The following is a 12,874-nucleotide window of genomic DNA, read 5'->3' as shown; positions in this document are numbered from 1 at the left end:
GAGTCGGGCGGGCCGTCGGGTTCCGGGATCACCCGGCGGCCCGATAACGTGCGTGTTCATGACGCGTAGTTGGACCGTCCCGGTGCTGCTGGGGCTCAGCGGTGCGGTGATCGCGACCGGTCTCCGCCTCCTCGGCAGGGGCACCGGAGCGGCCGCGCCGGTGCTGCTGTGGTTCCTCGTGATGGCGGTCCTGTACTCGCCGGTGATCTTCCCGAGGTCGGTCAGTGCGCAGGAGGCCCGGCGGCTCAGCGCGGTCGACGGGCGGCCGGTCGTGTTCTGGCGGCCCGGCTGCAAGTACTGCCTGCGGCTTCGTTTCCGGCTGGGCCGCGAGGCCGGACGGCTGCACTGGGTGGACATCTGGCGCGACCCGGCGGGAGCGGCGGCGGTCAGGGCGGTCAACAACGGCGACGAGACCGTGCCGACCGTCCTCGTGGCGGATCGCCCGTACGTCAATCCCGATCCCGGCTGGCTGCGCGACCGGCTGTCCGAGGCCGCCGGGGGCGGCGGAACGGCACCGGACTCGGCAGGCTGACGGCGGCCGGCGCCCGCGCGTGACGGCGCGGCCGGAGCCGCGCGCCGTGGTGGCGCGGTCAGCCGGCCGTACGGCGTGGCTGCGCGGTCAGTCGGCCGGCGGGGCCGGGCGGATGGTGAAGACCTGGTCGAGGCCGACGATCGTGAGGATCCGCAGGAGGTGGGGCGGGACCGCGGTCAGGACGATGCCGGCGTCCGCGGCCTCGGCCTGCTGGCGTGCCGCGAGCAGGACGGTGATCCCGGTGGAGTCGCAGAACTCCAGGCCGGACAGGTCGATGTCCAGGCACTGGCCCGGGCTCAGGGTGAGGGAGTCCAGTTCCTGCCGCAGCATGGCGGCCTGGGCGTGGTCGAGTTCGCCGGCCACGTAAAGGACGGGTCCCGCGGTGGCGTCGCGGTGCGTGATGTTGAGCGGGGTCATCGTCTGTGCTTCGTTGCCGGGTGGGGACGGGCGGCGGAGGCCCGGGCGGGGACCTTGGGGGCCGGGGCTCCGATGGCGAACAGGGCCGTGTCGTCGTCGAGACCGTCGCCGAAGCCTTCCAGCAGTTCGGTCAGCGCGGCGATCAGCGCCTGCGGGGTGGCCGACGCGTGGTCGGCGGCGAAGGCGAGCAGTCCGTCCTCGCCGTACAGGCTGTCGCGGGTGGGGCCGGTGCGGGCCTCGGTGAGGCCGTCGGTGTAGAGCAGCAGCGTGTCACCGGGGGCCAGGGTGGTCGTGGCGGCGGTGAAGGGCGCGGTGGGCAGGGCGCCGACGAGCAGGCCGCCGGGGGTGTGCAGCGGCTCGGCGCGGCCGTCGGCTCGCATGACGAGCGCCGGGGGGTGACCGCCGGAGGCCAGCCGGACGGTCGTGCGCCCGTCGCCGGTGCCGGGTTCGAGGATGCCGAAGATGCAGGTGCAGTACCTGGGGTCGCCGCCGGCCGTGTACCGCTCGTGCAGGACGGTGTTCAGGGTCGTCAGCGCGGCGGCGGGCTCGGGGGTGTGGTGGGCGGCGGCGCGCAGGGTGTAGCGGGTCAGCGAGGTGAGGGCGGCGGCCTGGGGGCCCTTGCCGCACACGTCCCCGAGGAAGAAGGCCCAGCGGTCGCCGTCGATGGGGAACAAGTCGTAGAAGTCGCCGCCGAGTTGGTCGGGGGACGCCGTGTGGTAGTACACGGCGGTCTCCAGTCCGGGGACGGCCGGCAGGGTGTCGGGCAGCAGGGACTTCTGCAGCACGGCGAGCGCGTCGGCGAGGCGTTCGCGGTCGGCCTCGGCCTGCTTCCTCGCCTCCTCGGCCTCGACGCGCGCCTGTTCGGCCTCGGCGCGGGCGCGTTCGGCGTCCTGGCGGCGGCGCAGCAGTTCCTCTTCGTAGGCGCGCCGGTCGGAGGCGTCGACGACGGTCGTGCGGATCAGCAGGGGCTCGCCCTCGCTGCCGTGCTTGACGGCGGAGGAGACCAGCACCGGGAGCCGGGTGCCCCGGGCGGTCTTCATCTCCAGTGCGACGCCCCGCAGTTCGCCCTGCATGCGCAGCAGCGGCGCGAAGTGCGTCTCGTGGTACATCCTGCCGCCGACGGTCAGCAGGTCGGCGAAGCGCCTGCGTCCGACGACGTCCTCGCGCCGCAGGCCCAGCCACTCGAGCAGGGTGCCGTTGACCTTGGCGACCGTGCCGTCCATCAGGGTGGAGAGGTAGCCGCAGGGCGCCGCCTCGTAGAGGTCCTCGGCGCTGTCCTCGAGCAGGGCGGTGAAGGCCGGGTCGAGGTCCTCCGCGCCGCCGCCCCGGCCGTTGCGGTCGGGCGGCTCGGAGAGGCTGTCCGTACGGCACATCACGACAGGTCCCGCAGGAAGTCGAGGATCGCCGCCGTCGTGGCTTCGGGGGCGCTCAACTGCGGGCAGTGGCCGGTGGCGTCGAGGGTGACGAGGCGGGAGCCGGGGATCGCCGCGTGTACGTAGGCACCGACCTCGCGCGGTGCGATGGCGTCCTCGACGCACTCCAGGACGAGCGTGGGAACGGCCACGCTCTTGAGGTCGTCCCGGCTGTCGGAGAGGAACGTGGTGCGGGCGAAGACACGGGCGATGTCGGGGTCGGTGGCGCAGAAGCTGTTGGTCAGCTCCTGTCCCAGCTCCGGCCGCTCCGGGTTGCCCATGATCACCGGGGCCATGGCGGACGACCAGCCGAGGTAGTTCGACTCCAGGGAGACCAGCAGCTCGTCGATGTCCTCGGCGTCGAAGCCGCCGCGGTAGCCCTCGTCGTCGATGTAGCGGGGCGAGGGCCCGACCATCACCAGGGCGCCGATCCGCTCCGGCGCGGCCCGCGCCGCCAGCACCCCGGCCATGGCGCTGACCGAGTGGCCCACGAACACCGCCCGGTCGAGGTCCAGGTGCTCGCAGACCTCGACCACGTCCCGGGCGTAGCCGTCGAGCGTGGAGTACCGCGCCTCGCTCCAGGCCGACAGGTCGGAACCGCCGGAGCCCACGTAGTCGAACAGCACCACCCGGTACCGCTCCGCCAGTGCCGGCGCGACCAGGCGCCACATGTTCTGGTCGCAGCCGAACCCGTGCGCCAGCACCAGGGCGGGAGCGGCGGCCGGGCCGGCGACCGTCACGTTGTTCCTTCGGCGGATGTCCATACCATGCATCCTCCCATCCGCCACGGCCGGCATGGGACGGCGGCCCCCGGATGCCGGCCCGGCGTCGCCGCGAGCGGCCGGGCGAGCGGCGCCGGCCGGCCGAGCGGCGCCGCCGGGCGACCGGGGCTGCCCGGGCGACCGCCTGATCAGCCCCGCTCGGTCACGTAGAGGCTCTGGGTGCCGCGTCCCAGCGGGCCCTTCTCGTCGTGCAGGGCGGACTCGGCGAGTCCGATGCCGGCGCCGTCCACCATCGTCCGCGCGTCCAGGCAGACCCACTCGCCCTCGGGATGGCGGTGCAGGCTGACGGTGAGATCGGCGTTGACGAAGACGTAGCGGTGGAAGTCGAGCGCCGAGCTGACGCCGTTGCCGGAGTCCGCCGCGGTCAGCACCCTGCTGAGCGGCGCCGTCTCCTCGCCCGCCACCAGGGGCACCCGCATCCGCATCCACGCCGTCGCCGGACCGGGTTCCAGGAACGAGCCCGCGGCGAAGCGCACGTCCATGGCGGTGTGGTAGCCCTGGTCCCAGGGGACGGGGAAGAAGGCCTGCGGGTCCACGGCGCCGGGCCCGGGCACCTGCGGACCCGGCGACACCTCCGGCACCGACTCGGGCGCCGTCCGCATCAGCAGTGCCGTCGCCCGCATCACCTCCGTACCGCCCTCGGGCGTCAGGGCGGCCTCGACGAGTTCCACGCTGCGTCCGGCGCGCAGCACGCGGGTGGTCACGGTGAGCGGCCGCAGGGGGACGGGCCGGGTGATCTCGTAGGTGAGCCGGGTGATCCGCATGTCCGGCCGGGCCCCCGGCCGTTGCTCCACGGCGAGCCCGAGCAGCGCGGCCGGCGGGCCGGCGTGCTGGGAACCGGCGTCCCAGGGACCCCGGGTGTAGCCGGTGGGGAGGAACCGGTCGGCGGCCTCCCGCTCGTAGAAGGCCTCTGCTTGCGACGACGGCATGGTGCGTCCTCCCTGTCCCACGACTTCCCGCAGCTTACCAAGCGCTTGCTCACCTCAGGAGGCCCGCGGCGTACGGAAGGGCGACCGTCAAGGAGTCGAAGATCAAAAGGAATTGGGGCTTCCGTTTCCCTCGGCCACCACGTAGGTTCCGACTACCCCGCGTCGTCGCCCACCGAGGCGTCGGCCCGCCGGTCCCGGGACGGCGGGCCGCGCGGGGTCCAAATACACGGTCACGGCACCCGTGCCGGCCGGCCGGGCGTACGGTGTGCCGCTGTCAGCGGTGCGACCGCGCGCCCCCCTGGTCGACGATGCCCCTGCGCTGCCGCGCGGCCGCCGAAGTCCCTGGCGAGCCCGTCCGGCGGGCCGTGGGGGGGCCGCGTCGATGCGCGGGGCCGATCACCGCCCGGATCCGCGGGTTCCGCGGCCGCCGGACGCCGGCCGCCCCGTGCCGGCCCTCAGGGCAGGATCGCGATGGCGCTCGACCAGTTCAGGCCGAGCCGCTCCTGCGCCGCCATGTGCAGGAACTGGAACGCCTCCAGCTCCCGCGCCCGGCGCAGCGGCCCCACGTCCAGGGGGCGCAGCCCCGCGGAGGAGGCCAGTGCGGACACGGTCTCCTTCGCCGTGTCGTCGTCTCCGGCGACGAAGACGTCCAGCGGCCGACCGGCCACCTCTCCGCTGACGAGCGGGCCGGCGAAGGTGGTGTTGAAGGCCTTGACCACCCGGGCGTCCGGCGCCGCGGCGGCGATCTTCTCGGCCGCCGAGGTGCCGGCCGGCACCACCAGGGAGTCGAAGGTGGTGAAGTCCACCGGGTTCGAGATGTCGACAACCGCCTTCCCGGCCAGGGTGCCGGCCCACGCGGCGGCCACCTCGCAGCCGGCCGGGTAGGGCAGGGCCAGCACCACGACGTCGGAACCGGTCACGGCGCCGGCGTCGGCCGCCGTGACCTCCGGCCCGGAGCCCGCCTGGCTCAGAGCCGTTGCCAGGTCCTCCGCCTTCGCCCGGTTGCGGTCGTACAGCCGGACGGAGTGACCGCCCGCGAGCGCCCGGGTCCCTATGCCGCGTGCCATGTTTCCGGCGCCGACGATGGTGACGATCATGGCTGACTCCTCGGTCCGGGTCCCCGCTCTCCAGCCTCACTCCCCCGCCCGGACATCGCCACCGACGGGCTCGCCCGGCCCACGGCCGGGCGGGCCCGGGGCGGCACGGGCGCGTCAGACCGGGCTGAGCGGGTGGGCCGCCGTGGCGGACCTCGGGGGCCAGGCCTGCGGGGCCAGGATGCCCAGTACGTAGGCCCGCGCCACCAGGGCCGGCCGGGTCGCGGCGTCCAGCAGGTCGCGCAGGCGGCTGAGGTGGTAGTCCACGGTCTGCCGGGACAGGTGCAGCGTCCTGGCGATCTCCGCGTTGCTGCGCCCGGCGGCCAGCAGGGCGAGTATCCGGACCTGGGCGGCGGTCAGGGGCGGCCGCGCCTCGTGGGGCAGGCCCAGGTGCGTCAGCACCGCCCAGACGCCGGCCACCCGCTCCGGGGCCCGGCACACGGCGCTCAACTGGATCAGGGCCCGGCGCCGGCGGTCGTCCGCGTCGACGAGCACGGCGCAGGTGCGGGCGCTTCGGCGCCGGCCGCTCACGAGGTCGTGCCAGATCCGGTGCAGGCCGGTGCGTTCCGGCGTGTCCGCCAGCAGGGAGTCCGCGGGCCGGCCGATGAGGTCGGAGAGGCGCACACGCAGGAGTTGCGCGGCCGCCGTACCCGCCTCCTCCACGAGCCCGTCCACGGACAGGCGGACGCAGGGCAGGCCGCTGTGATCGCGCAGAGCGCGTAAGTCCTCCTCCGCGCGGTGCCGTTGGTCGAGTGCCCGGGTGTGCTCGGTGATGTCGACGTAGATGCCGGCCACGCAGCGCGCGGCGCCCCAGCGGACGGGGAAGCGGTAGCCCGCGGCGTGGCCCGGTGAACCGTCGGAGCGCCGGTAGGCGAGGGTGTGCCGGACGGGTGTGCCGCAGGTGAGGGTCTCGCGGTCCAGGGCGAGGAACCGTTCGACGTCGCCGGGTTCGTCGACGTCGGCGAGGTGGCAGCCGATCACGGCGTCGCGCGTGGTGCCGTACAGGTGGGCGTAGGCGTGGTTGGCCCACAGATAGCGGCCGCCGGCGTCCCGTACGAAGGCCGCGGCCGGGGTGAGGTCGGCGAACGAGGCGTACGGGTTGTCCTCCGCGCCGCCGCCCACCTCGACCGCCACTCCCCTGCTGCCGCGCTCCGGCCCCAGGTCCCGCGCCGGCCAGTTCACGTCGAAGGTCCGGCCCTCGAAGGACGTCTGGTAGGGGCCGGCGTCGGCGGGGAGCGGTGTGCCGCCGCGGTCGGCGCAGAGGGCCTCCAGGAAGCGCCGGGCGGTGCGTTCGTCGTCGAACGCGCCTCCCCCGCTGTCCACGACGGTCAGTCCGCCGTCGGCCTCCCACCAGGACACCGGAAGGGTCTCGAGCAGCGCCTTGAGCTCGGTCTCGTCCACGGCCCAACTCCTTCAACCGTCTACTACGTTACTTTGCGTAACACATCATGCGTTTCCCGTAGCGCGGCGGACATGCGGGGGTGACCGGACGGGGTGCTTCCGGAGCGGCCCGCACCTAGCGCACGACCGGACCCGCGAGCGACCGCCGGCGCCTTCGGCAGTCGGGCATTTGCCTGAGCCGTTCGCGCGTCTCGGGCCCTGCGGCGGGGGTCGGGGCTGGTTCGCTTGAAGGAGGCGGTGAGACGGCGGGCGCGTACGGGCGCCGCGGTCCCGCCGTACGCGCGCGGCACTACGGGCGCGCCTCAACCGACAGTGGATTAAAAGGAGTTGGGTATTCGTGAGCAGGGTGCTGTACGTGCATGCCAAGGGCGGCCCCCCGGTGGGGCACGCCCTGACGCGGGTGGCCGCGAGGTCCGCGGTGCACCTGCTGGCACTCAGCGAACTGCCCGCCGCGGTGGCGGCGGACGCCGGCGGGCTGTGCGAGTCGGTCGTCACGGCCGGGGAGCTGCCGGGTTCGGACCTCGTCGGGCTGATCGCCGACCGGGCGCGCGAGGTCGGCGCGGACGCCGTCGTCACGTTCTCCGAGTACGCGGTGGTCGCGGTCGCCGAGGCGTCCCGTCGGCTCGGGCTGCGGGGCGCGGGCCCGGCCGCGGCGCTGGCCCGCGACAAGCGGCTGATGCGCGCCGCCTGGGAGCGCCGCGGCATACCCCAGCCGAGGTTCCGCCCGGTCACGGACGCCGCCGAACTGGACGCCGCAGCGGCCGAGTTGTCGTACCCGCTGCTGCTGAAGGCCGCCTGGAGCGCCGGTTCGACGGCGCACCAGGTCATCGAGGCGCCCGAACAGGCACGGGAGGCCTGGCACCGGTCGCGGGCGGTGATGACGGAGTCGGCGCTGCTGGGGTTCGCGGAGCTCCATGTGGCGGGCGCCGGTGAGGACTTCATCGTCGAGGAGATCGTCAGCGGCTGTGCCGGTGAGTGGTTCGACGGCTCGGGCTGGGGCGACTACGTCAGCGTCGAGGGCGTCGTGGTGGACGGTGTGTTCCGACCGGTGTGCGTGAGCGGGCGGATGCCGACGGTGGCGCCGTTCACCGAACGCGCCGGCATCACCCCGGCCGCGCTCGGCGGCGACGCCCAGGACCGGATCGTGGAACTGGCCCGGCAGGCCGTCGAGGCCCTGGGGCTGGAGGACTGCGGCACCCACACGGAGATCAAGCTGGGTGCGGACGGCCGGATGTGGGTCATCGAGACGGCAGCGCGGTTCGGCGGCGCGATGACGGTGCCGCAGATCGAGGAGGTTTTCGGGCTGGACCTGGTGGGCCTGTTCACCGACCAGCTGCTCGGCCGCTCGCCCGAGTGGCCCTCGCGGGCGCTGACCGGCGAGGACGCCGAGGGGGCGGCCGGCTCCCTGGTGGTCCTCGCGGTGGACGGCGAGGGCGCGCCGTGGGCCCGACGGCATCTGTGGGACCCGGCGGCGGTGCTGCGCGGCGCGCCGATCGGCGCGGGCAGCTCGCTGTCCGTCGTCCACGAGAGCTCGCTGCCGCAGGGCGCTCCGGTACCGGTCTACGACCCGGCCGCCGGGGCCAACACCATGGCGGGGCTGTGCCTGTTGTCGGCCGACCGGCCGGAGTCCGTGGTCCGCGACCTCACCGCGCTGGTGGACGCCCTGCCGCGCCTCCTGCCCGCGCACGCCGGCGAGGGGGTGCGGGCATGACTCTCGCGCTGGACGGAACGGGCGCGCCCGACGCGGCCGGCGACCGCACGGTCGTCGGGGCCAACCTCTCGCTGCCGCTGTTCCGCACCCTGTCCGGGGTGCTGGCCGGACATCCCTACCTGAAGGTCGTGGTGGACCGTGCGCAGGACACCTGGCATCTGCTCGACACCCGGGTGCACCCCTTCCACGTCAACTACATCGCGACCCGCGTCCTCGGCCTGACGCTCGACGAACTCGACGCGGACCTGGACGCGTTCAACGCCTCCGTGTACACGGACCCCGAGCGCCGCTTCCTGCTGGGCGTGCTGTCCCTGCACACCGACGAGGAGGCCGACGGCGCCGAACGGCCCTTCCTGGTGCTGGAGACGACCGAGGCGGACACGATGCACGGCGCGCTCCTGGAGGAGTTCTACGGCTATGTGCGCGGGCGGGTGGACGGACGCCTGCCGCTGCTGCTGAAGCCCGCGAACCACGGGCAGGAGCACGAGCTGTCCCGCGTCAGCGAGACGCGGGTGCCGCGCATCCTCAGCCACGAGCTGTTCGGCAACCGGACCCGCACCTGCCTCAACCCGGGCGAGGCGCGCGGGCGGCTGCGCTACTTCCGCACCCCGGCGGAGTACGAGGAGGCGGCCGGCGAGCTGGGCTGGTCGGACATCGTCGCCATGCCCTGTCCGCCGGACGACGTGCCGCGCGTCGCCGGGATCATCAACACGGCCCCCATCACGCCGCTCTCCCACACCAACGTCCTCGCCTCGGGCTGGGGCATCCCGAACGCGATCGTCCGCGACCTCGACGAGGTGGTGCGGCGCGACGGGCTCGACGGCGCGTGGGTGCGCTACCGGGCGCAGGAGGACGCCGTCACCCTGGAACGGCTTTCCCGGGCACCGGAGTTGACCAAGCCCGCCTGGCACCAGCAGCGGATCCGGCTGGAGGCGCCGTTCCTGGAGGACGCCCCGGTCCTCGCACTGCACCGGCTGCGCAGCGCCGACCGGGACGGCTACGGCACGAAGGCGGCGAGCCTCGGGGAACTGCACCACGTCCTGGACAGCCGCACCGCGGACCTCACCGCGTTCTACGCGCGTCCGCGTCCGCCGCGGCCCGACCTGCTGGGCCATCTCGCGGCCCGGCTCGGGGAGCCCGGGGCGTCACGGGAGCGGCTGCGGGCCGTGGCAGCGGCACGGGTGGCGGAGACGGTCCGCGCGCCCGAGGGCGTGGCGCTGCCGTTCCGGCTGCACCACCTCTTCCTGACCTCGTCGCCCGCGCTGCAACAGGGCATCGGCAAGCTGAAGATGGCGCTCGAGCTGGAGGCCTTCGAGGTGGTCGACTCCCTCGCGCTCAGTCTCCAGCAGCTGACGCGCACCACGCCGATGCCCGACGAGGTGGAACGCGCGATCACCGCGTCCGTCGCGCCGCTGTCGGCCGACGGGCGCCGTCTGGTGGTGCGCTCCTCGTCCAACGCCGAGGACCTGCCCGGTTTCTCCGCCGCGGGCATCTACGACTCGGTCACCACGGTGCGCGGCACGGACCAGCTCATGGACGCCGTACGGCAGGTGTGGGCGTCGCTGGTGTCGCCGCGCAGCGTGCGCCTGCGGCACCAGGCCGGCATCCCGCTGGACGACACCTACATGGGGGTGATCGTCCAGGAGTACGTGCCGGCCGGTCTCGGCGGTGTGCTGGTGACCTGCAATCCGACCCGCCGCGAGGACTTCCGCAACGTGTACGTCAACTGCGCGCCGGGTTCTCCCGAGCGGGTGGTCGACGGCACGATCCTGCCGCAGCAGTACCTCTACAACACCGTGGAGGGCGGCGGGCGCACCGTGGACGTCGGCTCCTCGGGCGAGGATCTGCCGGCCGCGACGCGCGCCGCGCTGGCCCGACTGGCCCTGGCCGGGCGGCTGTTGCAGTCGCACTTCAGCGCGGACGACCCCGACGGGGCCCTGGACATCGAGTGGCTCATGACCGCGGAGGGAGCGTTCCGCCTGGTCCAGGTCCGCCCCTACTCCCGGTGAGGCCCGGTATGCCATTCTCGCGGTCCACCTCGCCGGCGCCGGTCCCGAGTCCGGCGGCGCGGCGCCTCATCCGCCTGAACAACGGTTTCCAGCTCCTGTTCAACCTGCTGTGGTGGATGCCCGTCTTCTACGCCTACCAGCGCGACGCGGGCCTGTCCGACGACCAGATCTTCGGCATCCAGAGCATCTACTACATCGCGTTCTGCCTCTTCGAGATACCGACCGGAGTCATCGCCGACCGCATCGGCGCCCGCAACTGCCTGAGCGCCGGGGCGGTGGTCATGACGGCGGCCAATCTGGCGCCGGTCCTGTCCCCGTCGTACACGGGCTTCCTGGTGCACTTCCTCGCGATCGCCGCCGGGCGTTCGCTGACGTCCGGGGCGGCGAGCGCCTATCTGTACGACGGACTGCGGGCCGAGGGCGCGCAGGCCCACTACCTGCGCGCCGAGGGCACGGCCCGGGCCCTGGGGCTCGCCGCCAAGGTGGTGTGCTGGCCGCTGGTCGGGCCCCTGATGACGCTGGCCCCGCAGGCCCCGTACGTGCTCAGCGCTGCGAGCGCGGCCGGTTCCCTCGGCTGTGCGCTCGCCCTGCCACGGCTCGCCGCGCCCGGGGGCGGGCGGGCCCGCCCGGAAGGCCGGGCGCGGCGGGACGGCAGCCTCCTGCGCGACACCCGGGCCGCGCTGCGCGCCCTGCGGGCGTCGCCGCGGCTGGCCCTGCTGATGGTGCAGGGGGTGGCCGTCTTCACGCTGTCCCGGATCTGCCAGGTGAACCTGTTCCAGCCGGTGCTGCTGGAGCACGGCGTCGGGGAGGGCGCGCACGGCGGGGTGCTCGCGGCGATGACGGTCGCGGAGGCGGTGACCTCGGCCCGTCCCCAGTGGCTGGGCCGCCGGCTGTCGCCGGTGGTGTGGGTGTCCCTGCTGAGCGTGGCGCTCGCCGCGACGCTCGCGGGCACCGCCGTCGGCGGACCCTGGGCCGTGGTCGTGCTGCTGTGCGCGTTCGCCGCGATCACCGGGTTCGTGTATCCGGTGCAGCGCAAGCTGGTCAACGACGCGATCCCGGCGCAAGCGCCGCGGGCCACGCTGCTGTCGGTGGAGAGCATCGTGGACCGGGGTGTGTGCGCGCTGGCCGCGGTCGCCGCGGGCGCCTACCTGGCCGCCGGGCGGCTGGACGCGCTGCTCTGGCACAGCGCGGCGGTCACCTGCGTGCTGATGCCGGTGCTCCTGCTGGCGCTGCGCCGCACGCGCACGCGAACCGGCCTCCGGGACAAGGGCGATGCCGTCGGCGCCCCGGCGGCGCCGGTGGAGGAGCCGGTCCCGCTGCCCGTCGACGAGGGCGCCGCGCCCCGCCCCTGAGCGGGGCGGGCATGGCGGTCCGGCCGGGCCGCCATGCCTTTGCTTCGCCGCCGATCATGTAAGAAACTGGTGCGCCCCCCGTGCCAGTCCGGCCTCGCGAGACGGTGCCCCCCACCCCGGCTCCCCGCACCCGGTGAAGGACGCCCATGCGACGCTCCACCCTGATCACCCGCGCCCTCGGCGGCGCCGCCCTGGCCTGCGCGGCCGTGGCACTGTCCCTGGTCTTCGCACGCTATGACGCACCCGCCCCGCGCTGGGACATACTGTCGGCCCTCGCAGCGGCCGCCGTCGCCGGCGGCGGCTGGGCGCTCGCCGGCCGTGCGGCGCCGCCGCTGAGCCCGAACACGCCGTCGGCGCCGGAGAAGGTGCCGCCGCTGCCCCGCCGGCTGCCCCTTCCCGCGCGGCAGGCGGGCCGTACCACGGGAGCCGTTCTTCTGCTGCTGACTCCGCTGGTGCTCACCCGGCTGGCCGCCGGCTCGGGCGGTGTGCTCTCCGGAGTGCTGATCCTCCTCGTTCTCGTCCTGACGGTGAAGACCCTGCTGTTCGCCCGCCGTCAGGTCAGTCAGGCCGCCGTCCGGCGCAAGTTGCGGGTGCTGGTGGAGGACGCCGCCCGGGGAGAGCTGCACGCCATCCGGGCCCGCGCCGGGAAGCCGGTGAGGATGCGGTACAGCGAACGAGGCTCGAAACCCGGTGAGTTGAAGGTCACGCAGTACCACTGGCTCGTCCTGGAGGCCGGTGGCCGCGCGCTGAAAATCGCGGCCCCGCCCCAGGAGGTGGGCCGCGCCGCCCTGCTTCTCGGCGGGCAGGAGGGCTGGTTGTGCTGGCCGGAGCGGTGGAAGCTGATCGAGGACGAGCTGCCGGCCGCGTTCGTCGCCGACACCGGCGAGGTGGTCATGGGGCTCGCGGACCCGGACGAGGCACGCCCGCACCTCGACGGCTCCCACCGTCCCGCCGTCTCCGCGCGCCCGGTCCGGCGGCTGCCCCGCACCACCCCGTTCAGCGCGGCCGTGCACGGGCCCGTCCTCGGCGGCGCCCTGCTCGCCGCCGTGTGCGCCTCGCCGGTCCTGTACTTCGGGCCCGACGGGATGCCGTGGGCGCTGGACTGGCTGCTGTGCGCGCTGGCGGCGGTCGCGGTCGTCGTGTTCCCGCTGCGCGGGGCCGGTGCGGCCTCCCAGGCCCTGCCCGAGGGCGTCTCCTGGACCGTCGAGGAGGAGTCCGACCCGTCGATCGCGTGA

General features: G+C 74.4%; 11 protein-coding genes. 5 read left to right on the top strand and 6 right to left on the bottom strand.

What is annotated here, in order from left to right:
- Nucleotides 1-58: 58 nt before the first annotated feature.
- Complete coding sequence (locus tag ACZ7JA_RS31790) at nt 59-532, top strand: glutaredoxin domain-containing protein (protein WP_351669329.1); 474 nt, start codon at nt 59-61, stop codon at nt 530-532.
- An 87-nt stretch (nt 533-619) separates the two neighbouring features.
- On the opposite strand, the gene ACZ7JA_RS31785 is transcribed toward ACZ7JA_RS31790, so the two are convergent.
- The 6 genes from ACZ7JA_RS31785 to ACZ7JA_RS31760 all read right to left on the bottom strand — a co-directional run bounded on the left by ACZ7JA_RS31785 (nt 620) and on the right by ACZ7JA_RS31760 (nt 6,567).
- Complete coding sequence (locus ACZ7JA_RS31785) at nt 620-949, bottom strand: STAS domain-containing protein (protein ID WP_351669327.1); 330 nt, start codon at nt 947-949, stop codon at nt 620-622.
- Nucleotides 946-2,322, bottom strand: coding sequence for a PP2C family protein-serine/threonine phosphatase (locus tag ACZ7JA_RS31780; RefSeq protein WP_470811806.1), 1,377 nt, complete (start codon nt 2,320-2,322; stop codon nt 946-948). The genes ACZ7JA_RS31785 and ACZ7JA_RS31780 overlap by 4 nt, the downstream gene beginning before the upstream one ends.
- Nucleotides 2,322-3,125: an alpha/beta fold hydrolase gene (locus ACZ7JA_RS31775; RefSeq protein ID WP_389298274.1), complete on the bottom strand. Its 804-nt coding sequence runs from the start codon at nt 3,123-3,125 to the stop codon at nt 2,322-2,324. The genes ACZ7JA_RS31780 and ACZ7JA_RS31775 overlap by 1 nt, the downstream gene beginning before the upstream one ends.
- A 146-nt stretch (nt 3,126-3,271) precedes the next feature.
- Nucleotides 3,272-4,072, bottom strand: a complete 801-nt coding sequence (locus ACZ7JA_RS31770) for a thioesterase family protein (protein ID WP_351669321.1) — start codon at nt 4,070-4,072, stop codon at nt 3,272-3,274.
- Between the two features lie 455 nt (nt 4,073-4,527).
- Nucleotides 4,528-5,169 carry an NADPH-dependent F420 reductase gene (locus ACZ7JA_RS31765; RefSeq protein ID WP_389450509.1) on the bottom strand — a complete coding sequence of 214 codons (642 nt, stop codon included), beginning with the start codon at nt 5,167-5,169 and terminating at the stop codon, nt 4,528-4,530.
- Nucleotides 5,170-5,283: 114 nt separating this feature from the next.
- Nucleotides 5,284-6,567 carry a helix-turn-helix transcriptional regulator gene (locus tag ACZ7JA_RS31760; RefSeq protein WP_470811803.1) on the bottom strand — a complete coding sequence of 428 codons (1,284 nt, stop codon included), beginning with the start codon at nt 6,565-6,567 and terminating at the stop codon, nt 5,284-5,286.
- Nucleotides 6,568-6,904: 337 nt separating this feature from the next.
- Between ACZ7JA_RS31760 and ACZ7JA_RS31755 the strand changes: the two genes are divergently transcribed.
- From ACZ7JA_RS31755 to ACZ7JA_RS31740, 4 genes are all read left to right on the top strand, one after another.
- Complete coding sequence (locus tag ACZ7JA_RS31755; RefSeq protein ID WP_351669315.1) at nt 6,905-8,278, top strand: ATP-grasp domain-containing protein; 1,374 nt, start codon at nt 6,905-6,907, stop codon at nt 8,276-8,278.
- Nucleotides 8,275-10,287: a PEP/pyruvate-binding domain-containing protein gene (locus tag ACZ7JA_RS31750; RefSeq protein WP_351669313.1), complete on the top strand. Its 2,013-nt coding sequence runs from the start codon at nt 8,275-8,277 to the stop codon at nt 10,285-10,287. The genes ACZ7JA_RS31755 and ACZ7JA_RS31750 overlap by 4 nt, the downstream gene beginning before the upstream one ends.
- 8 nt (nt 10,288-10,295) lie before the next feature.
- Nucleotides 10,296-11,639: an MFS transporter gene (locus ACZ7JA_RS31745; RefSeq protein ID WP_389298265.1), complete on the top strand. Its 1,344-nt coding sequence runs from the start codon at nt 10,296-10,298 to the stop codon at nt 11,637-11,639.
- A gap of 146 nt (nt 11,640-11,785) precedes the next feature.
- Nucleotides 11,786-12,874, top strand: coding sequence for a hypothetical protein (locus ACZ7JA_RS31740; RefSeq protein WP_470811800.1), 1,089 nt, complete (start codon nt 11,786-11,788; stop codon nt 12,872-12,874).

The organism is Streptomyces sp. NPDC038135, from assembly GCF_055601245.1.
The sequence above is the reverse complement of the archived record's forward strand: the minus strand, read 5'-3'. Positions and strand labels throughout refer to the sequence as shown.